Source organism: Streptomyces albofaciens JCM 4342 (assembly GCF_008634025.1).
GTDB classification, from domain to species: domain Bacteria; phylum Actinomycetota; class Actinomycetes; order Streptomycetales; family Streptomycetaceae; genus Streptomyces; species Streptomyces albofaciens.
Window position 1 is genome coordinate 3,412,647 of record NZ_PDCM01000002.1, and the last position, 26,392, is coordinate 3,439,038.

The 26,392-nt window shown below is 71.1% G+C and carries 22 protein-coding genes; 6 read left to right on the plus strand and 16 right to left on the minus strand.

Translation table 11 applies throughout. The features are described 5' to 3' along the window. Positions 1-108: 108 nt before the first annotated feature. On the minus strand, positions 109-1,932 hold the full coding sequence (locus tag CP973_RS34710) for a phosphoenolpyruvate carboxykinase (GTP) (RefSeq protein ID WP_150247911.1): 1,824 nt from the start codon (positions 1,930-1,932) through the stop codon (positions 109-111). 243 nt (positions 1,933-2,175) lie between these two features. Here CP973_RS34710 and trhA point away from each other — a divergent pair, with 243 nt between their 5' ends. Both trhA and CP973_RS34720 read left to right on the plus strand, forming a co-directional pair. Then, positions 2,176-2,904 (plus strand): PAQR family membrane homeostasis protein TrhA, encoded by a 729-nt coding sequence (trhA, locus tag CP973_RS34715; RefSeq protein WP_150247913.1) that lies wholly within the window; start codon positions 2,176-2,178, stop codon positions 2,902-2,904. A 413-nt stretch (positions 2,905-3,317) separates the two neighbouring features. Next, on the plus strand, positions 3,318-3,950 hold the full coding sequence (locus CP973_RS34720; RefSeq protein WP_150247915.1) for a TetR/AcrR family transcriptional regulator: 633 nt from the start codon (positions 3,318-3,320) through the stop codon (positions 3,948-3,950). A 110-nt stretch (positions 3,951-4,060) separates the two neighbouring features. Here CP973_RS34720 and CP973_RS34725 read toward each other — a convergent pair whose 3' ends face one another. From CP973_RS34725 to CP973_RS34770, 10 genes are all read right to left on the minus strand, one after another. Then, positions 4,061-4,528 (minus strand): MerR family transcriptional regulator, encoded by a 468-nt coding sequence (locus tag CP973_RS34725; protein WP_150250708.1) that lies wholly within the window; start codon positions 4,526-4,528, stop codon positions 4,061-4,063. A gap of 136 nt (positions 4,529-4,664) precedes the next feature. Continuing rightward, positions 4,665-5,690, minus strand: a complete 1,026-nt coding sequence (locus CP973_RS34730) for an MDR family NADP-dependent oxidoreductase (protein WP_150247917.1) — start codon at positions 5,688-5,690, stop codon at positions 4,665-4,667. Between the two features lie 144 nt (positions 5,691-5,834). Continuing rightward, positions 5,835-7,871 carry a thioredoxin domain-containing protein gene (locus tag CP973_RS34735; protein ID WP_150247919.1) on the minus strand — a complete coding sequence of 679 codons (2,037 nt, stop codon included), beginning with the start codon at positions 7,869-7,871 and terminating at the stop codon, positions 5,835-5,837. Positions 7,872-8,132: 261 nt separating this feature from the next. Then, positions 8,133-9,395: an MFS transporter gene (locus CP973_RS34740; RefSeq protein ID WP_167538568.1), complete on the minus strand. Its 1,263-nt coding sequence runs from the start codon at positions 9,393-9,395 to the stop codon at positions 8,133-8,135. 69 nt (positions 9,396-9,464) lie between these two features. Next, on the minus strand, positions 9,465-10,592 hold the full coding sequence (locus CP973_RS34745; protein ID WP_150247923.1) for an alpha/beta fold hydrolase: 1,128 nt from the start codon (positions 10,590-10,592) through the stop codon (positions 9,465-9,467). Next, positions 10,589-11,404, minus strand: a complete 816-nt coding sequence (locus tag CP973_RS34750; protein ID WP_167538569.1) for a TauD/TfdA family dioxygenase — start codon at positions 11,402-11,404, stop codon at positions 10,589-10,591. The genes CP973_RS34745 and CP973_RS34750 overlap by 4 nt, the downstream gene beginning before the upstream one ends. Positions 11,405-11,418: 14 nt before the next feature. Further along, a complete protein-coding gene (locus CP973_RS34755; protein WP_150247927.1) occupies positions 11,419-12,258 on the minus strand; it encodes a TauD/TfdA dioxygenase family protein in 840 nt (279 codons plus the stop codon). A 95-nt stretch (positions 12,259-12,353) separates the two neighbouring features. Continuing rightward, on the minus strand, positions 12,354-13,460 hold the full coding sequence (locus tag CP973_RS34760) for a hypothetical protein (protein ID WP_150247929.1): 1,107 nt from the start codon (positions 13,458-13,460) through the stop codon (positions 12,354-12,356). Then, positions 13,457-14,350, minus strand: a complete 894-nt coding sequence (locus CP973_RS34765; RefSeq protein ID WP_167538570.1) for a radical SAM protein — start codon at positions 14,348-14,350, stop codon at positions 13,457-13,459. The genes CP973_RS34760 and CP973_RS34765 overlap by 4 nt, the downstream gene beginning before the upstream one ends. Positions 14,351-14,352: 2 nt before the next feature. After that, complete coding sequence (locus CP973_RS34770) at positions 14,353-15,261, minus strand: TauD/TfdA dioxygenase family protein (RefSeq protein WP_167538571.1); 909 nt, start codon at positions 15,259-15,261, stop codon at positions 14,353-14,355. 621 nt (positions 15,262-15,882) lie between these two features. On the opposite strand from CP973_RS34770, the gene CP973_RS34775 reads away from it, so the two are divergent. Beyond that, positions 15,883-19,167 carry a tetratricopeptide repeat protein gene (locus tag CP973_RS34775; protein WP_150247935.1) on the plus strand — a complete coding sequence of 1,095 codons (3,285 nt, stop codon included), beginning with the start codon at positions 15,883-15,885 and terminating at the stop codon, positions 19,165-19,167. Between the two features lie 106 nt (positions 19,168-19,273). Here CP973_RS34775 and CP973_RS34780 read toward each other — a convergent pair whose 3' ends face one another. Together CP973_RS34780 and mca are read right to left on the minus strand one after the other, a co-directional pair. Next, positions 19,274-19,543, minus strand: coding sequence for an RAMP4 family protein (locus CP973_RS34780; protein WP_425282079.1), 270 nt, complete (start codon positions 19,541-19,543; stop codon positions 19,274-19,276). 7 nt (positions 19,544-19,550) lie between these two features. Further along, on the minus strand, positions 19,551-20,423 hold the full coding sequence (gene mca, locus CP973_RS34785) for a mycothiol conjugate amidase Mca (RefSeq protein ID WP_150247939.1): 873 nt from the start codon (positions 20,421-20,423) through the stop codon (positions 19,551-19,553). Positions 20,424-20,517: 94 nt separating this feature from the next. Between mca and CP973_RS34790 the strand changes: the two genes are divergently transcribed. Together CP973_RS34790 and greA are read left to right on the plus strand one after the other, a co-directional pair. Next, on the plus strand, positions 20,518-20,928 hold the full coding sequence (locus CP973_RS34790) for a DUF4307 domain-containing protein (protein WP_150247941.1): 411 nt from the start codon (positions 20,518-20,520) through the stop codon (positions 20,926-20,928). A 241-nt stretch (positions 20,929-21,169) separates the two neighbouring features. Beyond that, positions 21,170-21,667, plus strand: a complete 498-nt coding sequence (gene greA, locus CP973_RS34795) for a transcription elongation factor GreA (RefSeq protein ID WP_150247943.1) — start codon at positions 21,170-21,172, stop codon at positions 21,665-21,667. Between the two features lie 163 nt (positions 21,668-21,830). Here greA and CP973_RS34800 read toward each other — a convergent pair whose 3' ends face one another. From CP973_RS34800 to ilvA, 3 genes are all read right to left on the minus strand, one after another. Beyond that, a complete protein-coding gene (locus tag CP973_RS34800) occupies positions 21,831-22,691 on the minus strand; it encodes an ABC transporter permease (RefSeq protein WP_425282050.1) in 861 nt (286 codons plus the stop codon). Next, on the minus strand, positions 22,688-23,749 hold the full coding sequence (locus CP973_RS34805) for an ATP-binding cassette domain-containing protein (protein ID WP_150247946.1): 1,062 nt from the start codon (positions 23,747-23,749) through the stop codon (positions 22,688-22,690). Before CP973_RS34805 ends, CP973_RS34800 begins: the two co-directional genes overlap by 4 nt. A 271-nt stretch (positions 23,750-24,020) precedes the next feature. Further along, entirely contained in the window at positions 24,021-25,238 is a 1,218-nt protein-coding gene (gene ilvA / locus CP973_RS34810; protein WP_150247948.1) for a threonine ammonia-lyase, read from the minus strand. A gap of 345 nt (positions 25,239-25,583) precedes the next feature. Between ilvA and CP973_RS34815 the strand changes: the two genes are divergently transcribed. Further along, positions 25,584-26,084: a MarR family winged helix-turn-helix transcriptional regulator gene (locus CP973_RS34815; protein WP_150247950.1), complete on the plus strand. Its 501-nt coding sequence runs from the start codon at positions 25,584-25,586 to the stop codon at positions 26,082-26,084. Positions 26,085-26,392: the final 308 nt, after the last annotated feature.

A 26,392-nucleotide genomic window follows, 5' to 3' on the forward strand; every position in this document is an offset into this window, starting at 1 on the left:
CGCCCGTGAGCAGAGACGGCCGGGGCCACGTGTTCGTGCACGTGGCCCCGGCCGTCGACCGTGGCGGTCCGGCGCGCTTCCGCGTCCCCGCCGGACCGTTTCGCCGTACTACCCCAGGCGGCGTACGAGCGCGTGGTACTCCTCCCACAGCTCCTTCGGCGTGTGGTCACCGAAGGTGTTCAGGTGATCGGGGATCAGCGCCGCCTCCTCGCGCCACACGTCCTTGTCGACGGTGAGCAGGAAGTCGAGGTCCGCGTCGGCCAGGTCGAGGCCGTCGGTGTCCAGCGCCTCCTTCGTCGGCAGGATGCCGATCGGGGTCTCGACACCCTCGGCCTTGCCGTCCAGGCGCTCGACGATCCACTTGAGCACCCGGCTGTTCTCGCCGAAGCCCGGCCACACGAAGCGGCCCGCGTCGTCCTTGCGGAACCAGTTCACGTAGTAGATCTTCGGCAGCTTCGACTGGTCCTTGTCCGCGCCGACCTTGATCCAGTGGCCCATGTAGTCGCCCATGTTGTAGCCGCAGAACGGCAGCATGGCGAACGGGTCGCGGCGCAGCTCGCCGACCTTGCCCTCGGCGGCCGCGGTCTTCTCGCTCGCCACGTTCGCGCCGAGGAAGACGCCGTGCTGCCAGGTCAGCGACTCGGTCACGAGCGGTACGGCGCTGGCGCGGCGGCCGCCGAAGAGGATGGCCGAGATCGGCACGCCCTTGGGGTCCTCCCACTCGGGCGCGATGATCGGGCACTGGCCGGCCGGCACGGTGAAGCGGGCGTTGGGGTGGGCCGCCGGGGTCGGCGACTCCGGGGTCCAGTCGTTGCCCTTCCAGTCCGTCAGGTGCGCGGGCTTCTCCTCGGTCATGCCCTCCCACCACACGTCGCCGTCGTCGGTCAGCGCGACGTTGGTGAAGACCGAGTTGCCCCACAGGGTCTTCATCGCGTTGGCGTTGGTGTGCTCACCGGTGCCGGGCGCGACGCCGAAGAAGCCGGCCTCCGGGTTGATCGCGTACAGGCGGCCGTCCTCGCCGAAGCGCATCCAGGCGATGTCGTCACCGATGGTCTCGACCGTCCAGCCGGAGATCGTGGGCTCCAGCATCGCGAGGTTGGTCTTGCCACAGGCGCTCGGGAACGCGGCGGCGACGTACTTCGGCTCGCCCTGCGGAGGGGTGAGTTTGAGGATGAGCATGTGCTCGGCGAGCCAGCCCTCGTCGCGGGCCATGACCGAGGCGATGCGCAGCGCGTAGCACTTTTTGCCCAGCAGGGCGTTGCCGCCGTAGCCGGAGCCGTAGGACCAGATCTCGCGGTCCTCGGGGAAGTGCGAGATGTACTTGGTCGAGTTGCACGGCCACGGCACGTCGGCCTCGCCGTCGGCGAGCGGGGCGCCGAGGGTGTGCACGGCCTTCACGAAGAAGCCGTCCGTGCCCAGTTCGTCGAGGACCGCCTGGCCCATCCGGGTCATGGTGCGCATCGAGACGGCGACGTACGCCGAGTCGGTGATCTCCACGCCGAGCGCGGAGAGCGGGGAGCCGAGCGGACCCATGCAGAACGGGACGACGTACATCGTCCGGCCGCGCATCGCGCCGCGGAAGATGCCCTGCTCACCGGTGAAGATGTCGCGCATCTCCGCCGGGGCCTTCCAGTGGTTGGTCGGGCCCGCGTCCTCCTCCTTCTCGGAGCAGATGAACGTCCGGTCCTCCACCCGGGCGACGTCCGACGGATCGGACGCGGCGTAGTACGAGTTGGGGCGCTTGACCGGGTCCAGCTTCGTGAAGGTGCCCTTCGCGACGAGCTCCTCGCACAGGCGCTCGTACTCCGCCTCCGAGCCGTCGCACCACACGACGCGGTCCGGCTCGGTGATGGCTGCGATCTCATCGACCCAGGAGATCAGCTCCTGGTGGTTGGTCGGGACGGGGGAGGGAGCCGCGTTGTCGCGCGCCACGATCGCTCCTAGATGAGGGTTTGGTCGGACCACTGTCTGCGCACATGCCGGCAGAGCCCGCTTGATGAAGGTGTCTGCCCCTTGGGGGCTGCGACCCGGATGCTTCGCGACCGCTCATCCGGTGCCGACCGCACTCATTTGATCATCCGACCCCGATCCACATCTGTCCAGAGGAGGTTCTCGTGACCGTCACCACTTCCGGACCGAGCCGTAACCTACGGTTGCGTAGGTAGCATTGCGGCCATGACTTCCGCGCCCGACGCCGCCGAAAGCCGCACTTCCCCCGTGACCAGCGCGGCCGCCGACGCAGTCTCCGCGGTCGCCGCGGTGGCCGCGCCACTCAAGCCCAAGCTGCGGGGCTGGCTGCACGCGGGGATGTTCCCCGCCGCCCTCATCTCCGGTGTGGTGCTCACGGCCCTGGCCGACAGCACCCGAGGCCGGATCGCCTGCGCCGTCTACACCCTCTCGGCCTGTCTGCTCTTCGGCATCAGCGCCCTTTACCACCGCGGCAATTGGGGCCCGCGCACCGGCGCGGTCCTGCGCCGACTGGATCACGCCAATATCTTCCTGATCATCGCGGGCACCTACACCCCGCTGACCATGCTGCTGATCCCCGGCACCCGCGGACAGATACTCCTGTGGGCCGTCTGGGCGGCCGCCCTCGCCGGCATCGCCTTCCGCGTCTTCTGGGTGGGCGCGCCACGCTGGCTCTACACCCCCTGCTACATCGCGCTCGGCTGGGCGGCCGTCTTCTTCCTGCCCGACTTCCTGCGCAAGGGCGGCATCGCCGTCCTCGTCCTCGTCGTCGTCGGCGGCATCCTCTACAGCGCCGGCGGCATCATCTACGGCATCAAGCGCCCCAACCCCTCACCGCGGTGGTTCGGCTTCCACGAGGTCTTCCACTCCCTGACGCTGGCGGCGTTCGCCGTGCACTACGTCGGCATCTCACTGGTGGCCTATACGCATTCCTGAGGCGCCCGGCGCGGCATCCGGCCCGCCCGCGGCCCCTCGTCCGCCCCGCGCGCCGACGCCCTCACCGCGCCGGCCCGCGAACCCCCTGCCCACGCGTGGCCGCGGTCTCGACGCCGCGGCCACCTGCCATGTCAGGGCGGCCACCCCGGCCAGGACCAGCGCCACCACCACGGCCGTGCCCCCGACGAGGAAACCTCCGACACACACCGCTGCCGCGAACACGGCGAACACATTGATCGCGGTACGCATACCCGCAACACCCCCTCCGGCATCACTGACAGTGATTTCGCTCTGGCCACAGCGTTACACACGCCACTGACAAACCACAGCCCTCCGGCGAGCAAGGGGACGTCAAGGAAGGCACGGGCGGCCCGGTCCGCACCCGTGGTTCCCGGTCCGAGGGATGTCCGACAATGACCTTCATGGCCTCCGCACAGGAAACCGCCGCGCAGCCCGCCGCACCCAAGGTCGGACTGCGCGAACGGAAGAAGATCCAGACCCGGCAGGCGATCCGCCGGGCCGCCTACCGGCTCTTCGAGGAGCGGGGATACGAGGCGACCCACGTCGACCGGATCGCCGAGGCCGCCGACGTCTCCCCCAGCACGGTCTTCCGCTACTTCCCCACCAAGGAGGACATCGTGCTCACCGACGAGTACGACGCACTCCTGGAGGCCGGTCTGCGGGCCCGGCCCGCCGACGAGACGGTGGCCGAGTCGCTGCGGCACGTCGCCGTCGAGTCGCTGCGGCACATCGCCGGCGAGGAGCGCGCCGAACTGGTCCAGCGCGTCCGGCTCATCCGGGAGGTACCGGCGATCCGCGGCCGTACGGCGGAGAACGCCGCGCGGCACACCGAGCTGATCGGCACCGTACTGGCGGAACGCACCGGGCGGCCCGCCGACGACCTGGAGGTCCGGGTGATCGCCTCGGCCGTCCTGGCGGCCCTCCAGGAGGCGTTGCTGCGCTGGGTGGCGGACGGGCAGCGGGACGATCTCGAAGAGCTGGTCAACCGGACGATGGATGTGCTGGCGCGGGGGCTGCGGCTCTGAGGGGGCGGCAAGAGCCCAGGACTCCCGTGAAAGCTCTCCCCTGCTCCCGGAGGGCTCCCGTAAGAGTTCGCCCCCTACTCCCTGAGAGCCCTCCCAACGAGAGCTCTCCCCTACTCCCTGAGAGCCCTCCCGTACGGAGCCACCCGCCCCGGCACCCTGGCCGGTTCCCCGAGCTGCCGGGCCAGCCGGCCGCGCAGCCTCGTCAGCCGCTCTATCCGGGCGTCCAGGTCGGCCAGCCGGCGGCGGGCCACCGCTTCCGCCGCGCGGCAGTCGTCCCGCCCGGGGCCGTCCTCGTGGTCGCCCTCCGCGCCGTCGCGGGCGCCGTTCCCCGGGGCGAACAGCGCGGCGACGCCGCCCGGCGGCAGCGAGTCGAGCAGCGGCGCGAACGACCGGATGTCCCCCACGGTCAGCCCCGCGTCGAGCAGTTCGCGCACCGTACGCAGGCGGTGTACGTCCTCCGGCGCGTAGACCCGGTGGCCGGACGGCGTGCGCCCGGCGGTCACCAGCCCCTGCTCCTCGTAGTAGCGCAGTGCCCTGGCCGTCATGCCTGCGGCGGCCGCGGCGTCCCCGATGCGCATCCGGTCCTCCCCCGACGGGGCCCGGCCGGTGGTGCCCCGCTGCGTACGTCGTGCCACTCAGACCGTACGCCGTCCTCCTCGGACCGTATGCGGTCGGCCGGGGACGCACCGGCGGGCCCGCGCCGCGGGCGGCCGCTCAGAGCTCCACGAGCACGGCGCCCATGTGCCGCCCCTCGATCAGCTCCATGAGGGCGCGCGGCGCCTGCTCGATGCCGTGCAGCCGGGCGTGCGGGAACGTGAGCGTGCCGTCCCGCAGCCCGCGCCCGAACTCCTCGTTCCACTCGGGGATCAGGTCGAGGTGGTCGTAGAGCGCGACGCCCCGCAGGGTCACGCTGCGGGCCAGCAGCGACAGGGTGTCGATCTCGGTGGTGTGCGCTCCCGCATCGGAGAGCTGGGTGGACAGCGCGCCGACGAGCGCGATACGGGCGCCGCGGTTGGCGAGCGCGATGGCGGCCTGCAACTGCTCGCCGCCCACGTTGTCGAAGACCGCGTCGACGCCGTCGGGGGCGGCCGCGCGCAACTGTTCCTCGATGGGGCCCGCGCCGCGGATCACCGCCGCGTCGTACCCCAGCTCCTTGACCAGGATGTCGGCCTTGCGCTGTGACCCCGTACTGCCGATGATCCGTGCGGCGCCCCGCAGCCGGGCGATCTGACCGGCCAGCGACCCCACGCCGCCGGCCGCGCCGGTCACGAAAACGGTGTCACCCGCGCGTACTTCGGCACCTCGTACCACCCCCATGTAGGCGGTGGGACCCTGGGAGAGGTACGCGGCCGGGTCGGGCAGCAGGTCCCGGTCCCGGCGCTGTACGGCGGTGGCGTCCACAAGGGCGTACTCCCGCCAGCCGAAGTGGTGTTCCACCAGGTCGCCGGGGGTGAGATCGGTGCCGGGGGCCTCGACCACCACTCCGATGGCCGAGCCGTACAGCGGTTCGCCGACCACGAAGGACGGCATCGGGACGGCGGTGACCTCGTCCATCAGCGTGCGCATCACGGCGGCGACGGCCATGGTCGTGTTGCGCACGAGCACCTGGCCCGGGCCCGGCCGGGGCACCGGCACCTCGGCCACCTCGAAGAGGTCGTCGGTGACCGGCCCCTGCGGGCGGGCGGCCAGGCGGACTTCGCGGTGGGTGGCGGGCAGACCGCCTTCAGTACGGTTCGTCATGCCGTCACGCTAGAACTTGACGCCCGCGTGAAGTACAAGTCGGCTGCTGGACCTAGGACTTTGGGCCAAGGGCGCGCTTCCCACAAGGAGCGCGAGCCGGGTCCCGCGCGGTCCGGCCCCCTCGGCCTCCCCTCGGCCTCTCCCTCACCCCCGCAGCTTCTCCTCCAGCTCCTCCGGGTCCGTCGTCGGGCGCTCGCACGTGAAGTGGCGGCAGACGTACGCGGCGGGCCGGCCGTCCACCAGCGGGCGGTCCTTCAGGAGCGGCACCTCGTCCGAACCGGGCGCCCCGAGGGCGACCACCGCTCCGGGGGCGGTCCCCAGGAGCGCGGCGCGGTGCAGCGCCCGGGTGGCCGGGTCACCGTCCGGGCCGACGACCGCGACCTCGCGCGGCCCGTCCAGTGCCGCTTCGGCCACCGCCAGCCCCCACCCGATGAAGCGCGGCGCCCGGCCGCCCAGCGCCCGCACGACGCCCAGGGCGCGCTCGGCGGCGTCCCGGTGCGGGCCGCTGCCGGTCAGCGCCGCGTACGACAGGAGCGCGCCGGCGGCGGCGGTCCAGCCGGACGGCGTGGCGTTGTCGGTCGGGTCCTGCGGGCGGCGGATCAGCTGCTCGGCGTCGTTCGCGGTGTCGTACAGCGTGCCGTCCTCGGCGGCGAAGTGGACGAGCACCGTGTCCAGGAAGAGGCCCGCGAAGTCCACCCAGACGCCCTCCCCGGTGACCGAGGCGAGCGCGAGGAAGCCCTCGGAGACGTCCGCGTAGTCCTCCAGGACACCGGAGTTGGTGCCGGCCACGCCGTCCCGCGAGGTGCGGTGCAGCCGCGCCTGCCCGTCCATGTGGACGCGGACGAGCAGGTCGGCGGCGTCCGTGGCGGCCTGCACCAGGTCCGGGCGGTCGAAGTAGGCGCCGGTCTCGGCGAGGGCGGCGATGGCCAGGCCGTTCCATGCGGCGACGACCTTGTCGTCCCGTCCGGGGCGCGGCCGGGAGTCGCGGGCCGCGCGCAGCCTCTCCTTGATGCTCACGATCCGCTCGGCGTCCACCAGGTCGTCGGTGTCCGGGAGCTGGAGGACGGACGCGCCCTCCTCGAAGGTGCCCTCCTCCGTCACGCCGAAGTAGTGCGCGGCGGCGGCCGCGTCCTTCTCCCCCAGGACGGTACGCAGTCGGCCGGGCGTCCATACGTAGTACGCGCCCTCGACGTGCTTGCCGCTGCCGTCGTCGGAGTCCGCGTCCAGGGCGGAGGCGAACCCGCCCTCCGAGGTGCGCAGTTCGCGCACCATGAAGTCGGCGGTCTCGACGGCGACGCGCCGGGCCAGATCCGATCCGGTGACGCGCCACAGGTGCGCGTACGTACGGCACAGCAGCGCGTTGTCGTAGAGCATCTTCTCGAAGTGCGGCACCGTCCAGGTCGCGTCCACCGCGTACCGCGCGAAACCGCCGCCGAGCTGGTCGTAGATGCCGCCGCGGGCCATCGCCTCGGCGGTCGCCTGCACCATCTGGAGGGCCGCCTCGGACTCCGTACGGGCGTGGTGGCGCAGCAGGAACTCCAGCGCCATGGACGGCGGGAACTTGGGCGCGCCGCCGAAGCCGCCGTGCACGGCGTCGAAGTCCCTGGTCAGGGCCAGCAGCGCGGTGGCCAGGTCCTCCGGGCCGGGCGGCACCTGACCGCCCTTGGCCAGCGTTTCCGACACCGACCGCGCCGACAGGTCGGCGACGATCCGCCCCGCCACCTCGCCCACCTCGTCCCGGCGATCCGCCCAGGCGCTGCGCACGCCCTGAAGGATCTGCGGGAAGGACGGCATTCCGTGGCGCGGCTCGGGCGGGAAGTACGTACCGAAGTAGAACGGCTCGGCGTCGGGCGTCAGGAAGACCGTCATCGGCCACCCGCCCTGCCCGGTGGCGGCCTGCACCGCCTCCATGTACACGGCGTCCACGTCGGGCCGCTCCTCGCGGTCCACCTTCACCGCCACGAAGTGCTCGTTGATCACCGCGGCGACGGCCTCGTCCTCGAAGCTCTCGTGCGCCATGACGTGGCACCAGTGGCACGCGGAGTAGCCGACCGACAGCAGCACGGGCACATCGCGCCGCCGCGCTTCCTCGAAAGCTTCCGCTCCCCAGGGCCACCAGTCGACGGGATTGTCAGCGTGCTGAAGCAGATAAGGCGAGGTCACACCAGCCAGCCGGTTCATACGGACCAGCCTCTCACAGCGCCCGCCCCCATCGGCGGGGCCCGCGCGGGCCCGCCCCGCGCGCCTCGCTCGGCGAACCGTGCTCATGCGTCATCACGGGGAGAACGGCTGCCGCGCCCTTCCCCGTCACCGTCGCCCTGGGGACCGTCTGACGGCGCCGGCACCGGTGACACGCCGGGTGACCGGCCGACAGCACCACGGGAACACCGAGCCGCCCCGGCCGCTCGACGGCGCCCGGAGACCGGCCCGCGCTCCGGGCCGTCACGCCACCGCCGCCTCGCCGGTACGGATCTCGACCGGGCGGCGGGACAGAGCGCGTACGTCGTCGAGCATGAGCGGCGCGGCGGCGACGGCGAGGATCGCGGCGGCGCTGAGGCCCAGCGCGACGTTCAGCCCCACCGCTTGTACCGCCGGGCCGACGAGGACGTACCCGAGGGGCACCAGCGCCAAGGGGCCCACGTTCGAGAAGGACAGGACGCGGCTGAGTTCTTCCACGGGGATGCTCTCCTGCATCAGGCCGGTCCAGGTCACCATCGCCGTGTCCACCCCGGCGCCCGCGATCAGCATGGCCAGGGACAGGACCGCCAGTCGCCCGTGCGTGGCCATCACCAGGACCGGGAGGGCCATCGTCGCGATGCACCCGCAGATGAGCGGACCGGCCCGGCGCGGGCGCCAGGCCACGGCCGCCGCCGATCCCGCGGCCAGTCCGGCCGCGAGCGCGGTGACCGCCAGGCCCCAGGCCCGCGGGCCGCCCAGTTCCTCGTTCGCGTAGACCGGGCCCATGACCTGGGCGCTCGCCAGCCACACCATCAGGGCGACGGCGTTTTGCAGGACCATCACCCACAGCCACCGCCGGCTCTTGAAGACCCGCCAGCCTGCGATCACATCATGGATGACCTTGGTCTGTCCGGCGTCCTCCTTTCGCAGCAGCGGAACACCGACCCGCGAGAGCAGCAGCGCCGCGCCGAAGAAACTCAGCGCGTCGCAGGCGATGGCCCAGCCCGGACCCGCGAACGCGACCACCACCCCGCCCACCGCGCGCCCCGCCATCTTCGAGGCGTTCTGCGGAAACCTGACCAGGGCATTGGCCTGTTGTCTCAGCTCGGGTCCGACGATCTGCGGGACGACGCTCTGCTGCGCCGGGACGAAGAAGCCATTGGCGGCGCCGGTCACCAGCGCCAACAGCGTCAGGTGCCATACCTGGGCGATTCCGCCGAGAAGGAGAACCACGGCCGCCGCCTGGGCCAGCCCGGAGACCAGATGCGCGCTCACCATGACGCGTTCCGTCGAGGTCCGATAGGCGGCCGCGCCACCGACCACTGCCAGCAGCGGCTGCGGAATCATCCGCGCGGCGAGCACCAGCCCCAGGCTGCCGGGTCCGCCCCCGACGTCGAATACCGCGAAAGCAAGAGCGACGACGGAAATGTCGGAACCCAGCTGCGACAGCACCTGTCCCGTCCAGTACAGCCGGTACGGCCGGTTCCGCGCCAGCGCGCCCACCCCGCGCAAACCGCCCGGGCCCACACCGCTTCGGCCTTTCCTCTCTTTGGCACCGAGCACCGGCAACGCCAACAGCCTCCGCTTCGCTCCGCGTCAGAGTTCCGCGAGCAACTCCGCGAGTACCCCGGCGATGTCCGCCAGTGGGCCCGGCCGGGTCATCTCCAGGTGGGAACATTCCACGGGGTATTCAGTGACCGGGCCTTGCACGAACGGCTGCCAGTTCTTCCCGCGACGGCCGTTCGTCTCACCTTGTGTGGCGGAGAAATACGCCATGGGTCCTTTGAACTGCACGGCGGGGACGTACCGCCGGGACAGTGCGTAATGGCGTCGATGCGCCTCGAACATGCGATGGAAGGTGCGCTGTCCCAAAAGCCCGTAGGGGCTTCCGGACGCAGCCAGTTCGCTCCGGAGGGTTTCGAGGTCCAGCGCGGACGCCTCTGGCGGCCGGTCAGTGGCACCAGGCGATGCGGCCTTGTCGTCGAGTTCCCCGAGCATCATCAGGAAATACCGTCTGACGGCGTTTTCCAGTACGAATCCATCGGACTCGCCGGCTGCCGGAATCTCCCGGCGCTCCTGCGGTGGCGGTGGCGGCGCGCTGTCGAGCAGGGCGAGGAATGCCACGCCCTCTCCGGCCTGCTGAAGCCGCACCGCTGCTTCGAACGCCACCCGCCCTCCGAACGACCAGCCCAGGACGTGGTACGGGCCGTGCCGCTGCACCTTCCTGATCTGCTGGACGTAATCGGCTGCCATCTCCTCCACCGATTCCGGTAGCGCGCCACCGCTCAGGACACGCGACTGCAAGCCGTAGACCGGCCTGTCCCGCAGATGGCGCAGCAGTCCGGAATAGCCCCAGCTCAGGCCGGAAGCGGGGTGGATACAGAACAGTGGCGGTTTCGTGCCGAGCGTGCGCAGCGGCAGTACGACATCGAGTGCGGCACCGGCGTCCGCGGGCACCTCGCACCGGCCGGCCAGCGCGGCGACGGTGGGGTGCTCGTAGACCGTGTTCAGCGCGATGTCGAAGCCGAGCGTGTCGCGGATCGACTCGATGAGTTCCACGACACCGAGTGAATCCCCGCCGTTCTCGAAGAAGTCGTCCTCGATACCGACCCGGTCCAGCCGCAGCGCCTCCGCGAACAGTGAGCACAGCGTGTGCTCCTGGGGAGTACGCGGATTCCGGTACGAGCTGCCGCCCGCCTCGTGTTCGCGCGCCGTGACCGTCATCGCGCCGCCTCCGCCGGAACCTGGTCGGCACGACCCGATGTGACGGCATCGGGAGCGAACCGCAGGACGCCTTTCAGCAGGCAGCGCTCACCGTAGAACGAGTTGCGGCCGTGCAGCAGGCGGCGGTTGTGCATGAACACGGCTTCCCCCGGCGTCAGCAGAACCGGCTTCGCCAGCCCGCCGTCCACGACCTGGTGCTCACAGAAGTCCGCGAAGCGACGCGCCATTTCGATCACTTCGGGCGGGTTCCCGGCGGAGACGCGGGTGCTGCTCCAGTTGAACGAAGGGATTCCCTGGTCGTAGTAGAGGATCGTGGAGACGCGGCGCTTCTCGCCCTTCTCGAAGAGCACCTCCGTCTCCAGGAGTTGCTGGAACAGCCCGGGGTCGAAAACCGACAGGTAGTCGAACACTTCGGACCCGTCGGCGACTACTGTCGCGCCGCCGAACCGCGCCTGCTGCACACAGTAGAAGAAGAAGATGTCGAATTCGACGTCGGTGTACGCTCCGTCGATGTGAAGTGGCATCCGGGTGTTGCCATAGCGGTACAGCGACTGGTCGACCGCGGCGGGGTCGTACCGGATGTCCAGCCAGCCGGCGGATTCCAGAGAAGCGGTCCGCGCGTCTTCGTTCTTGAAGTGGAAATCGCCGAGCCGCGAAGCCAGTCCGTGATAGAAGGCCCCGTGGTCGACCTCTTCGGGAACACCGGAGACCCTGACGACTTTCGTGCGGCTCAGTGCCGCGGATACGTCCTCGGCGCACTGTTCCGCGCTCCGGTACCGCACCGTGGCGTAGAAGTCGGTGAGCGTCTGCATGGTCCGGTCCGCTCTCATGGCGTTTCCTGCCCCCGGCGTGTCGGGCGGCAACCGTCGGTGATCTGGACCCGGTGGATCTCACGGCGCAGGCCCGGGTAGTCGTTGAGCGCCTTGTGCTGGACACAGCGGTTGTCCAGCACCACCACGGTTCCGCGCGTCCAACGGATCCGTGCGGTGAATTCCTCCCGCACGACATGGCCCGCCAGGAAGTCGATCAGCGGCTGCGCCGCGTCGCGCGGAAGACCGGCCACACCCGACATGTGGCAGGCGCTGACGTAGAGCGTCGGCAGTCCGGTTTCCGGATGGACACGGACGAGGGGGTGCCGGAACTCCTGGTCGGCGCGCGTCCTGTCCGCCACCCGGGTCACGTCCCCCAACTCCAGTCCGGCCGCGGCGCTGCCGTGGACCTTGGTCGCCGTGAACACCCCGTCCAAGCCCTGGATGCGGCTCTTGACGTCCTGGGGGAGCGCCTCGTACGCGGCGGTCATATCGGCCACCAGGGTGTCGCCGCCACTCTCGGGAATATCGATCCCCATGATCACCGTGTGCGACGGCGGAATCTCGTGGTAGGGGGAATCGGTGTGCCAGACGCCGCCGAAGTTCCCCCGGCTCTCCGGCTCCTTGATGATGCGCAGAATCTCCGGAAGACCCTCCATCGGTTCGCCGAACGGGTAGGGAGTGACCGTCCCGAAGCGTCGTGCGAAACCGAGGAACTGCGCGGGGGAAAGGTGTGCCTGGCCCCTGATGCACAGCACATGTCTGTCGCGCAGGATGCCGGCGAGAGCGGTGAAAGCGGCATCATCGAGAGCGGCGAGGTCCACCCCGGTGATCTCCGCACCGAACGCGCCGTTCATGGCGGCCGTCCGAAGGCGCGCCGGCTGTTCGGCCGCCCCGGGCCCGGCTCCCGGCGGCGCCGTGGAAATCGGAGTGTGCGTGCTCGTCCCGGACGTCACGGCGCGCCTCCCGCCGGCATCGCGGCATCGCCCGCCGCGACGTGGTGCTCACCACCGGTCGGTTCGGATCCGATCGTGCGGTCCCAGTCGAGGGCGACACCGCACTGGCGTGGCTTGGGGCGCTCCGCGTCGGACAGCACATCGGTGTGCAGGGGCACGGATTCGTGCCAGAGGGACCGGAGGAAATCGGGGTCGTTCTTCGACAGATAGGGGCTCTGCAATCCCGTGTACCGGGCCGGGACGCAGGTCAGGGTCGGCACCCGGAGATCGGGGTACAACCGGCCGCTCCACAGATCCTTCGTATCCGCCGTGGGGCGGCACGCCCGGTGGTCGATCGCGTCGAGGACCGGGGAGCCCGGAACGAAGCGCAGGCTGTTCTCCCCCATCGGGAAATCCCGGTCGCAGAAATAGGCCACGATGCGGTCCTGCCTGCGGGCAAGGGCTGCGTCGCGGAACGCGGCCGTCATGATGGTCGGTACGGCCACTCCGCCCACGTCGCGGTACTGCTCGATCGCCGTCAGCCGCATCCGCAATTGCGGCCTGCTGTCGAAGGCGCTGACCGAGACGCGCAGCTCCGCGCCGAGTTCCGCCAGGCGGACGGCCGCTTCGTCCGGCAACGCCGTGAACACCTTGGTGATGAAGACCGTGTGATGGCCCGATTCCCTGATGAGCTCGGTCAGCCGTACGGCCTTCGGCCAGTCCCACGAGGCGTCGCTGTTCCAGCCGTTACGGAGGTAGCCCTGGGTGGCCGGAATCGCCGCCAGGTCGGCGCGGAACACCTCCTCGTCCAGCACGTTGGGCACCCGGGTGCCGAAGTCGTAGCCGGACTCGAAAGCCCCCTTGGCGGCGAAACAGCTGCCGTAGCAGACCTGGGAGGCCGGCAGGCAGCCCAGCATCAAGTCGGTGGTGAGCGAATCGAAGGGAAGCCCACCGGCACGGCCCGCACGGATAGGGCCGCCCTTCGGGACTTTCAGCGCGGCGCCCTTGCCGTAGGGCTGGTACGCGCCGGCCGCCAGCCGCCGCAGCCGTTTCGCCGCTTCGTCGCTCTCGCCGGTGAGTTCTGCCAGTTCCCCGGCCATCACCTCGGACTTCGCGGCAGTCATACACCGCCTCCGGCGTCGGCGACCGAAGGCGTGGCGACAAACGTCCGGCGGGCCCGCTTCAGCTCACGGTGGACACTGCGCAGCTGACCACAGCCGCCGCCCACGTCCACACCCGCGCTCACGCAGATGCTCACATCGAGCCCGGCGGCGTCCAGCCCGCTGCGGAAGTACTCGTACCGCTCGGGCGGCGACGGAATAAGCCCCGCGTCCGGGACCTCGTTCCATGACTTGAGCTTGACCGAGAAGGCGTCGCCGTCCAGGAGTTTCACCAGTCTGTCCAGATCGGCGTCGGAATCGTTGACGCCGTCGAACAGCAGATAGTTCATGATGACCGGCACCCCGGAGGCCATCCGGTACTCCCGGGCGGCGTCCAGCACGTCTTCCAGCGGATACGTCTTGTTCGTGGGGATCAGCCGGGTGCGCACCTCGTTGGTCGTCGCGTGCAAGGACACGCTCAGCAGGCTGATCGGCATGCTCGGCAGCCGGCGCATCTGGGGGACGATGCCGGACGTCGTCACCGTCACCTGTTCGGTGAGGCCGTCCGCCAGCAGCCGCGTGGCGGCGTCCCGCAGATTGTCGAAATTGAGCAGCGGCTCCCCCATTCCGGCCACGACCACCTTGGTGAACCTGCCGCCCGGAACTCCGTCGGGCAGGTCGGCGGCGGTCAACGCCACCTGGCCGTAGATCTCCTGGCTGGTCAGGTCACCGAGATTGCGCTGCTTGCCGGTCTCGCAGAACACGCACCCGACGTTGCAGCCGGCCTCCGTGGAGATACAGGTGTGCGGCTCGCCGTCGAGCGTGTAGTAGATGCTCTCGACCGTGCTCCCGGAACTGGGGACGTTCCACAGGTACTTGATGCTGCCGTCGGCCGAGTTTCTCTTCTCCGCCATCTTCATACGTTTCCACGCTCCTCGATCGCCGTCCCGGACGCCGCCAGCTCCGTCTCCCCCGTGTCCCGCCCGGCCGGGGATTCCACTCCCACGACTTCTCCGGCCGGCACCGCGAAATACTCCAGCGGAGCGAAGATCTTGGTTCCCTTGAGCCAGCGCATCCCTTCGAAGGTTTCCCGCCGGTGCAGGACTTGAGCGTTGTCGTAGACGACGAAGTCGCCCATCCGCCATTCATGGGCGTAGACGTTCCGGTCACTCAGGCAGTGGTGGAGCAGCTGAGCCTTCAGCACGTCGCCCGCTTCGTCGGATACACCGATGAACCGCTCGGTGTTCTCGCTGACATAGAGGAATTCGCCGTCCCCTCGGGGCGAGGTGAGAAGCACGGGGTGCGAGACCTCGACGTGGTCCACGTTGTCGTGCGTGGGGGCCGGCCGCCGGGTCGACCACAGCGGACGGACCCGTTCGACGAGCTCGGCCGGGAGGGAGAGCCGGTGCACGGCCGTCGTGGCGAAGCTCGTCGCCCCGCCGCGCGTCGGCGGGACCAGGCAGTACAGCGAGGCCAAGGTGGCCGGGTCGCAGCGGAATTCCTGGTCGGAATGCCAGTAGTCGGTGTGGTTGTCGGCGACGCCGAGGGGCTTTCCCGACTCGTCCCGGAAACCGGTGAGGTAGCTGACGAAGCGGGTCGACGGCGCGTGCGACCAGGTCCGGGCCGGCTCCTCCAGCCGCCCGTCGCCGAGCTGCCTGCTCGCGCGCTCCAGTGCGTCGTCGTCCAGGACCTGGTCCCGGAACACCAGGACGCCACAGCGTGCCAGTTCGGTACGGATCACATGAACGGCTTCGGCGTCGAGAGCGCGCACATCGAACCCGGTGACCTCGCGGCCGAACCGAGGATGAAGATTGTTGAACCTCATTATCAGAATCCCTGGATTGCGGCAGTTTTCATGCCGGGCGGCGAACGATCTCCACGTTCGCGACATGCAAGCTGCGGATTTCTCGACCGGGGTCGATGGGACAGCTTCGGCACCCATACCCGACATCACTCGCCCATCACGCGGACCGGGGCCCTGACGCCGCTTATGGAGCAACCGGAATCATGCCGTCGGGGGATTGCCGCCGGATCACCGGCGCAAGCCGTGGTGAAAAACTGTCCGGCCCGTGGCCTTATCGTGGCCGCCATTGAAATGATGGACGGGTAACTGCCGACTGCCGCAGGGAAGTTGTACGCCCTGCGCTTTCGGTCACGGCCGTCGGGGCAGCGGCCGCCCCGGCCGGCGTACCGCGGCCGGAACCGGGAAACCTCCCGGACCCCCGCCCAGCCCCTCTCCCGCCCTGTGGATACCCGCCCCACCGAGCGGGGAGTTATCCACAGGACTGCCGGATCGGGCGGGGAAGCGGAAGACTGGGGGTGCGAAGCCGATCAGCGGGGGCCGGGACGGGGGTGCTGCCCCGGTTGTCGGGGCGGGCCGGGAGGCCGGGGATTGCGGAAGGACCGGAATCCGCCGGGACGCTGGGAACTGCAGGAGGGGGAAGGCATGCCGGGCTCACTGGCCGTGCTGCGTGACAGTCACCGGGCGGATGCGCAAGGGCTGCTGGCGCGGGCCGTCGAGGAGGAGGTGCGCCGCTCGGGCGGGACGCTGGACCGGGGCGTCCTGCTGTCCCGGGCACAGGCGGCGCTGGACGAGCTGGCCGGCAAGGCGGCCGAGGAGTACGGCGCGTACGTCCACGCGCTGGACGAGTCGGCGGCCGGCCACCGGCCGCTCTCCGAGCGGCTGTCGCGCAAGGAGCTGGGGACGCCCGCGGTGGCCACCCTGGTCGCGGCGGTCGCCGCGTTCGGCACGGACCTGGCGTACGGCACGGGCGCCGGCCCGGCCCTCGGCGTCGGCGCCGCGGTGGTGGCCGCGGGCGCCGCGGCTACGGTCGTGAAGCTGACGGCGGGGCACTGGCCGGCGGCGCACCGGCGGGCGGGCATGCGCGGCCAGCCGGGTGGCCCCGAGCAGCTGCGCCTCCAGTGGCTGACGGCTCTGGAGGTGCGCGGCATCCGGCCGTTCCTGGACCAGCAGCGGATGCTGACGGCGGCGACGCGCGGCGGCTCCGCCAACTCCGCCGCGCCCCCGCGGCCGTCCCGGGTGCCGCAGCTGCGCGGTGCCGACCGCAGCGCGGCGGCCCGCCGGCGGTCCGTGCTGGAGCAGTCCTTCGCCCACCTGCCGCGGCCGACGGAGCCGTTCGCGGGGCGGCAGGCCCACCTGCGGCAGATCGCGCAGTGGGTGCAGGCGGCCCGCGCGAGCACGGAGACCCGGCCCACGGTCGTGGTGCTGCACGGCGAGCCGGGCTCGGGGCGCACGGCGCTCGCGGTGCGGGCCGCGCACCAGCTGCGGGACCAGTTCCGCGGCGCCTGCGTGGTGGACCTGCGCGGCGACACGCCGGGCGAGACGCCGCTGCCGACGCGGGACGCGCTGCTGCACCTGCTCAACCGGACGGGCGCGCCGCGCGAGCAGCTGCTGTTCCGGGAGCGGCCCTCCCAGGAGCAGCACGTCAAACGGCTCACGGAGCTGTATCACAAGCATCTGACCGGCCTGCCGGTGACGGTCCTGCTGGACGACGCCTCGGACCCGGAGCAGGTGCGCCTCCTGGTGCCGGACCGCTCCGACAGCCTGGTGCTGGTGACCACCCGCGAGCCGATGCGGCTGCCCGGCGATCTCCAGGCGTGGGTGCACCAGCTGCCGGTGGGCGCGCTGGACCCGGTGGGCACCGAGGAGCTGCTGCGGGCCACGGCCGACGAGTCCGAGGGCGAGACCGGGCCGTACGACCACCAGTCCGTCGAGCGGATAGCGCAGCTGTGCGCCGGGCTGCCGCTGGCCCTGCGGGTGGCCGGTTCGTCGCTGGGCTCCCGGTCGCCCGCCACCCTGGCCGCGGACCTGGAGGCGAGCGCCGCGCGCCCGGCCGACGCCGGCCGGGTGACACCGGTCGAGGCGGCCCTGTGGCTGCGCTACACGGACCAGTCGGAGACCGCCCGCCGCCTGCTGCGCCGATTGGCGCTCGTGGGGCGGGCCAGCCTGGGGGCGGCCGCCGCGGCGGCGCTGCTGGGCGTGACCGAGCAGGAGGCCGAGCGGCAGCTGGCCGACCTGGCCGCCGCGGGGCTGATCGAGCACGTGCGCAGCGACCGCTACCGCCTGCACGCCCTCGTGCACCTCTTCGCGCACGCCCGCCTCGTGGAGGAGGAGGACCCGGCCGAGCGCGGCACCGCCCAGGAGCGGCTGATCCGCAGCTACGCGGAGCTGGCCGACTCGGTGATCCGCCTGGTGGACGGCCGTACGTCCACCCGCGCCGACCGCTTCGGCTCGCACGGCTTCACCTCCCTGGACGCGGCCCTCCAGTGGCTGGACGACGAGACCAGCTTCATCACGGCCGCGCTGCGCCACGCCGACCAGGGCGTGGACCAGGCGACCGTCTCCCACCTGCTGGGCGCGCTGGCCGACTACTGCCTGCTGCGCGGTGATCTCTACCGCCTGGGTGAGCTGAGCGAGCTGACCAAGGCCACGGACCAGGGCCTGCTCGCCCGGTCCGTGCAGTGGCGCACCGGTGTCGCGGCCCGCCAGCTCGGCGAGCTGGACAAGGCCCGTACGACCCTGACCTCGGTGGTCGACCTGTACTTCGAGGCGCAGCACCCGGTCGGCGCCGCGCGCGCCCTGCGTGACCTCGGGATCACGCTCCAGCAGCAGGGCAATCTGACGGAGGCCGCGGCCAAGCTGCGCGAGGCCATCGACATGCAGTCCGGCGCCGACGTGCGCGGCGACCGGGCGTGGACGCTGCACGCCCTGGCGGCGGTCGAGCGCGACCGCGCGCAGGTGGCGGAGGCGCTGGCGCTGCTGCGCGAGTCCCTTGAGCTGCACCGGGAGAGCGAGAGCGTGCACGGCCAGGCGTGGGCGCACTTCCAGCTCGGCCAGGTCTATCTGCGCATGGGCGAGGTCCCCCAGGCGGAGGCCGAGTTCCACGCGGCCATGGAGCTGTACGGCCGTACGCACGACGACCGCGGCACGGCGTGGGCGATGACCCAGCTGGCGCGGGCCCGCCTGGTGGACGGCGACCCGGACCCCGCGGTGGACCAGCTGCGCCAGGCCCTGCCCCTGCACCGCCGGTACGAGGACGCCCGCGGCGAGGCCTGGACGCTGTACTACCTCGGCCAGTCGCTGGAGGAGCAGGGCGACCTGGACGCGGCACTGCGGCACCTGGAGCGGTCGCGGACGATGTTCAGCCGGATGCAGGACGGCTACGGCCTGGCGTGTGCCCGGCACCACTCCGGGCGCGTCACCCGGGACCTGCGGGCGGCGCAGACCGGCTCGCTGCGCAACAGCGGCTTCGCCCGGCAGCTCCTCCAGGACGCCCGCAAGGACTTCCAGCGGATCTCCGTACCGCACGGAGAGGCCTGGTCCTGCCTGGAGTTGGTGATCATCGACGCGGGCAACGGCCGCACGGCGCAGGCGCTGGAGCTGGCCGACGAGGCGGCGCGCACCTTCGCCGGCTACGGCGACCGGCGCGGCGAGGACTGGGCCCGCTTCCTGCGCTGCACGCTGCTGCCGTTCGCCTCACCGGGCGGCTCGGTGGTCGGCTCGGCCGTGGCGCAGGAGGAGCTGGCCCAGCTCGTACAGGACCGGCACCCCACCCGCGACTCGAAGCTGGAGGACTGTGCGGAGACGTTCGCGCTGCTGCTGGACCGCGGCGTGGAGCTGGAAACGGGATGGGAGGCATGGCGGCTCGGCATGGTCCCGAACCGCCACGCGCGCGAGGTCATGGGCGTGTCCATACCCCCCGGGCAGTGACAACCCCGGTCCGGGCCCGGGCCAGGGCCCGGACACCGGCTCCGACGCCGGACGGGTCGGTGGCCGGCCGGCCGCCGCCCACCCCGTCCGGCACCGGGGGCGCCGCTCAGCCGGTCTTCGGCTGCGCCTTGCCCGAGGTCCGCTTGGCGGAGCCCTTCGCCACCTCCGCACCGCCGGAGGCGGCGGGCGCCTCCGGGGTCTCCTCGAAGTCGACCTTCTTCATGTGCCTGTTCATGGACTTCATCAGCAGCCAGACGGCGCCGCCGATGACCGCGAACACGATGAAGCCGAGGACGCCGGGGGTCACCTTGTCCTTGTCGAAGCTGTCGGCAAGGGTGACGAAGTGCGTCACGGCGAGGGTGCTAGTCGCGCTCATCATGGAGTCAATTGTTGCGGATGCCCGCGAAGAGGTCGTCCTCGGGGAGGGACGTGTCCACCAAAGACTTGGCGAGCTCGTACTCCTCCGTCGGCCAGACCTCCTTCTGGATGTCCATCGGCACCCGGAACCAGCCGCCGTCCGGGTCGATCTGCGTCGCGTGCGCGATCAGCGCCTTGTCGCGGATCTCGAAGAAGTCGGCGCAGGGCACGTAGGTGGTCAGCGTCCGCTCGCGGCGCTCGAACTCCTTCCAGCGCTCCAGCCACTCCCCGTACGGCGACTCCAGCCCGCGCTCCAGCAGCGCCTCGTGCAGCGCGACGGTGCGCGGCCGGTTGAAGCCCTGGTTGTAGTAGAGCTTCTGCGGCTGCCAGGGCTCGCCCGCGTCCGGGTACTTCTCCGGGTCGCCGGCCGCCTCGAAGGCCACCATCGAGATCTTGTGGGTCATGATGTGGTCGGGGTGCGGGTAGCCGCCGTTCTCGTCGTAGGTCGTGATGACCTGCGGCTTGAACTCACGGATCAGCTTCACCAGCGGCTCGGCCGCCGCCTCCACGTCCTGGAGGGCGAAACAGCCGTCGGGCAGCGGCGGCAGCGGGTCGCCCTCGGGCAGCCCGGAGTCGACGAATCCCAGCCACTCCTGCTTGATGCCCAGGATCTCCCGGGCCTCGTCCATCTCCTTCTTCCGCACCTCGTGGATGTGCTCCTCGATGTACGGGTCACCCTGGAGCTTGGGGTTGAGGATGGAGCCGCGCTCCCCGCCCGTGCAGGTGACGACCAGCACGTCCACCCCCTCGGACACGTACTTGGCCATGGTGGCCGCGCCCTTGCTCGACTCGTCGTCGGGATGGGCGTGCACTGCCATCAGTCGCAGCTGCTCAGTCAAGACTCGATCCTCAGTGAAAGGCCGGAGTAGATGTTTCCTATAGTGACCGAAGCACGGGGCGATTAATTCCGGAGCCCCCGGCAGGAGGTCGATCATGACTGCGGTGCGCGAGGGGCTGCCCGACGGACGCTACGGCCGCTCCGCCGACCGGCGTGCGGATCGCAAGCTGAAGATCGTCGGTGCCGTGCTGGGCGTGGCGCTCCTCGGCGTGGTCGGCTGGTCCGGCTACTCCTACATCGCCGGGCAGGACCTCAGCGGCCGGGTGATCACCTGGGACCGGGTGTCGGACCACGCGGTCAAGGTGCACCTGGAGGTCGTCAAGGGCAAGGGCGACACCGGCGTGTGCACGCTGCGCTCACAGGCCGACAGCGGCGCCGAGGTGGGACGCAAGGACGTCACCGTGGACGCCCCGAAGGAGCAGGTGGACGTGGAGGTCACGATCCGTACGACGGCGCGGGCGACCAACGCCGTACTGGTCGGCTGCACGTCCGCGGACCGCGGCTGACCGGAATCCGCCGCCCCGCCGCTTCCGCGGGCCGCCCCCGCGCACACCGTCCGGTGTGTCGCCCGGCACACTCCGCGCCGACGCGCTGACCGGCCACGATCCGGGCAGGTCCAGTTCTCGGCAAAATATCTCTTCCCCGTTTTGTGCCGGAATTGTTAGGCTCGTGGTTTCGCCCACCCGTGGAGGCGCAGCCTTCCTGGTAGGGCGTTTGATTTATCCCCAGCACCGACGAGGAGCACCTGTGACCCAGACCAGCGACAACGTCACCTGGCTGACCCAGGAGGCGTATGACCAGCTCAAGGCCGAGCTGGAGTACCTGTCTGGTCCCGCACGCGCCGAGATCACCGAGAAGATCGCGGCGGCCCGCGAGGAAGGTGACCTGAAGGAGAACGCCGGGTACCACGCGGCCAAGGAGGAGCAGGGCAAGCAGGACCTTCGCATGCGCCAGCTCAAGCAGCTGCTGGAGACCGCGAAGGTCGGCGAGGCCCCTGCCGCCACAGGTGTCGTGGCCCCCGGCACGGTCGTCACCATCGCGTTCGACGGAGACCCGGACGACACGCTGACGTTCCTGCTGGCCTCGCGGGAGTACGCGAGCTCGGACATCGAGACCTACTCCCCGCAGTCCCCGCTGGGCGGCGGCGTGAACGGCAAGAAGGTCGGCGAGACCGCCGAGTACGAGCTCCCCAACGGCAAGAAGGCGTCCGTGAAGATCCTGGACGCCCAGCCGTACCAGGCCTGAGCGCCCCGCGGCGCCGGCCTGTAGCAGACGACGTCCGGCCCGGAGCCCCAGCGGCTCCGGGCCGGACGTGTGTGTACGGGGTGGTGGCGACGGCGTACGGCGTACCGCACCCGCGCGGGGCGCGCCCGGCCCCCCGCTCCGGGCCCGCCCGCGGGCCGGTGGCTCAGGCCGTGGCCGATCGGTACTTGCGCACCGCGAGCGTACGGAAGGCCACGATGATCAGGACCGACCAGATCAGCGACGCCCACACCGGGTGCTGCATCGGCCAGGCGTCGGGCGCCTTGTAGTTCGGCGGCAGGTTGCCGAACAGCTCACGGGCGGCCTGGACCGTGGCGCTGAAGGGGTTCCACTCGGCGATGTGCCGCAGGAACGTCGGCATGTTGTCCGAGGGCACGAAGGCGTTCGAGATGAACGTCAGCGGGAAGAGCCAGATCAGCCCGCCGGAGGTGGCGGCTTCCGGGGTGCGCACGGACAGGCCGATGAGCGCGCCGATCCAGGAGAACGCGTACCCGAGCAGGAGCAGCAGCGCGAAGCCGGCGACGATCTTGCCGAGGTTCTCGTGGGTCCGCCAGCCGACCAGGAAGGCGACGACGGCCAGGACGACCAGCGTCAGCGCGGTCTGCACCAGGTCGGCGAGGGTGCGGCCGGTGAGGACGGCGCCGCGCGCCATGGGCAGCGAGCGGAACCGGTCGATCAGGCCCCGGTGCATGTCGTCGGCGATGCCGGCGCCCGCGCCCGCGGTGGCGAAGGTGACGGTCTGCGCGAAGATGCCGGCCATCAGGAACTCGCGGTAGGCCGCGGACGAGGTGCTGCCGCCGACGTTGATGGAACCGCCGAAGACATAGCTGAACAGCACCACGAACATGATCGGCTGTATCAGCCCGAAGATCACCATCTCCGGGATGCGCAGCATGCGTATCAGGTTGCGCTGGGCGACGGTCAGGGAGTCCCGTATGGACTGGCTGATCGCGCCGCGCCGCTTGGGCACCCCGACGCGCGGGGCCGCTGGGGTCACGGTGGTCACTTGGCGCCCTCCTTGGTCTCGGGTGCCGGCTTCGGGGCGCGGCGCCCCGAGCGAGCGGTCCGGCCGGACGCGGCGCCGCCGTCCGCGTCGTCGCCGTCCTCGCAGTTCGGCTCCGCGGCTTCCGCGACATGGCCGGTCAGCGAGATGAACACATCGTCCAGGGTCGGGCGGCGCAGCCCGATGTCGTCTATCTCCACACCGCGCGCGTCCAGTTCGCGGATGACCTCGGCGAGCAGCTTGGCGCCGCCGGTGACCGGCACAGTGATCTTGCGGGTGTGCTGTTCGATCTTGCTCTCGCCCTTGCCGAAGCCGCGCAGCACCTCGTCGGCCGTGCCGATGTGCTCGGCGGCGTGCACCACGACCTCGACCCGCTCGCCGCCCGTACGCGCCTTGAGCTGGTCGGACGTGCCGCGGGCGATGACCTTGCCGTGGTCGACCACGCAGATGTCGTGCGCGAGGTGGTCGGCCTCTTCCAGGTACTGGGTCGTGAGCAGCAACGTCGTGCCGCCGGCGACCAGTTCCTGGATGACCTCCCACAACTGCTGGCGGTTGCGCGGGTCCAGGCCGGTGGTGGGCTCGTCCATGAACATCACGGGCGGGCTGACGACCAGCGCGGCCGCCAGGTCGAGCCGGCGCCGCATGCCGCCGGAGTAGGTCTTGGCCGGCCGGTCGCCGGCGTCGGCGAGGTGGAAGCGTTCCAGTAGCTCGGTGGCCCGGGCCTTCGCGTCCCGGCCGCTCATCTGGTAGAGCTTGCCGACCATGGTCAGGTTCTCACGGCCCGTCAGGTACTCGTCCACGGCGGCGAATTGGCCGGACAGGCCGATGGACCGGCGTACTTCGTCGGGGTGCTTGAGGACGTCGATACCGGCGACGACCGCGGTGCCCCGGTCGGGCCGGAGCAGGGTGGTGAGGACGCGTACGGCGGTGGTCTTGCCCGCACCGTTCGGGCCGAGCAGTCCGAGGACGGTTCCTTCGGGGACGTCGAGGTCGACGCCGTCCAGAGCCCTCACCTTGCCGAAGGTCTTGACCAGACCCTCGGCGTAAATGGCGCCTGGCATGTGGGTACTCCCAAGGTATGGGTTAACTCCAGGAAGAATTTTACTTTTCGGACCATGGCCGCGCTATGGGCACATATCCGGCAACGGGGATGCCGTCCAGCGCACGGCGGCGCCCCCCGTCGACCCGAACCATAGCGCACACGCGATACATCGCGATATACGCCAGAAGACGTTTGCGTACCCGCGTCACCATGGCCCGCGCGATACCCCGGTCCCGCACCTCGGCTCTCGGCGGCCCGACAGCGGCGGAACCGCCCGGCCGGACAGGTTCTCAGCCCATGACGGTGTAGCCCGCCTGCCGCAGGGCCGTGCCGACCTCGGTGCAGTGTTCGGGGCCCTTCGTCTCCAGGTGCAGTTCCACCTCCGCTTCCGTGAGCCCGAGACGCGGATCGGTCCGTACGTGGCTCACGTCGAGGACGTTGGCGTCGACCTCCGACAGCACCGCCAGAAGCGTCGCCAGGGCGCCCGGCCGGTCCGTCAGCCGCAGGCGCAGGGACAGATAGCGTCCCGCGGCCGCCATGCCGTGCCGCAGGGTGCGCTGCATCAGCAGCGGATCGACGTTTCCCCCGGACAGCACCGCGACCACCGGCCCCTCGAAGGACTCGGGCCGCGACAGCAGCGCCGCCACCGGACTCGCCCCCGCCGGCTCCACGACCAGCTTCGCGCGCTCCAGGCAGAGCAGCAGGGCACTGGAGAGCTCGTCCTCGGTGACGGTACGGACCTCGTCGACGAGATCGCCAACGATTTTGAACGGCACGTCGCCCGGCCGCCCCACCCTGATGCCGTCCGCCATCGTCGTCGGCGCCTCGATCGAGACCGGCCGCCCGGCCGCCAGCGAGGGCGGATAGGCCGCGGCACCCGCCGCCTGCACCCCGATGATCGTCACGTCCGGCCGGACCGACTTGACCGCCAGCGCGACACCCGCCGCCAGGCCGCCGCCGCCGATGCCCACGACGATCGTGCGCACCTCCGGGCACTGTTCGAGGACCTCCAGGCCGACCGTGCCCTGGCCCGCGATGATGTCCCGGTGGTCGAAGGGGTGGATGAAGACCGCGCCGGTCTCGCGCGCGTACTCCTGGGCCGCGGCCAGCGTCTCGTCCACGACGTGGCCGTGCAGGCGTACCTCGGCGCCGTACTCGCGGGTCGCCGCGACCTTCGGCAGCGGCGCGCCGACCGGCATGAACACCGTCGAGCGCACCCCCAGCAGGGAGGCCGCCAGCGCGACGCCCTGCGCGTGGTTGCCGGCGCTGGCGGCGACCACGCCGGCCGCCCGCTCCCGCGGCGACAGGCCCGCGATCCGCACGTACGCGCCACGTATTTTGAACGAGCCGGTGCGTTGCAGGTTCTCGCACTTCAGATGCACCGGCGCCCCCACCAAAGCGGACAGGTGCCGGCTCCCCTCCAGGGCGGTGGACCGGGAGACGCCGGACAGGATCTTCTGCGCCTCCCGTACGTCCTCGACGGTGAGCGCGGCGGAGGCGGCGGACACCCCCGCCGTGCCCGGACCGGAAACGGAGGCGGAACCGGAACCCGGCTCCGGCGCCCGGACCGCACCGGACGGCGCCACACCCGCCGGGCCCGATGCCGGCCCGGGCGCCGGACCGGCCGCGGAACCGGAAGCGGAACCCGAAGGGGAACCGGAGGCGGGAGTCGACTCGTGCGGCGTGTGATCGGCCATGATGCCCAGTCTTACAGTTCGGCACGCGACGGGTCCGGTCGGCCGCCGGACCGGTGCCACAAGGGCACGTCTTTGGACAGCGCCGGTACGGTGCGCGCCCGGGCCGCGTACTCTGTCCCCCAATCCGTACGCATCCCATGAAGCGAGCTCCCGGCCATGCCCACCTCTTCGGACATGACGACCCACACCGACACCGCTCTTCTCGACGCGCTGCAACACCAAGTCGCCGTTTTCGCCCGCCGCGCCGAACAGAGCCGGCTCGGCGGCGTCGGCCAGGCGCGCAATTCCATGGACCGTGCCGCCTACCTCCTCCTCAACCGCCTGGACAAAGAGGGCCCGATGGGTGTCAAGGCGCTGGCCGCCGGCATGGGCATCGACTCCTCCACCGTCACCCGGCAGGTCGCCCCGCTGGTCGACTCCGGCCTGGTCAACCGCGCCTCGCACCCGGAGGACGGGCGCGCGGTCGTGCTCCAGCTCTCCGAGCGCGGCCGGTCCCGCCTGGAGGAGGTACGGGCCTCCCGCCGTGCTCTGATGGCGCTGGTCACGGAGGAGTGGACGGAGGAGGAGCGGGACGCGTTCTGCAGCCTGCTGACGCGCTTCAACGCCTCGCTGTCCACGGTCACGGCGACGCTGCCGGCGGTGCCGTCGAATTCCTGAGCGGGGCGTCGGGCGGTGAGCGGTCTTGCCGCGTCCCTGAGCGGGGCCGTCGAACGGTGAGCGGTGCCGCCGGGTCCCTGAGCAGGGCCGTCGAACGGTGAGCGGTGCCGCCGGGTCCCTGAGCAGGGCCGTCGAACGGTGAGCGGTGCCGCCGAGTTCCTGAGCAGGGCCGTCTAAACGGTGAGCGGTGCTGCCCAGGCCGCAGCGGTGCCCCCGGATCCTGCCGGTGCCGCCGAGGCCGCAGCGGTGCCTCCGGACCCTGCCGGTGCCGCCGAGTCCATAGCGGTGCCCCCGGACCCTGCCGGTGA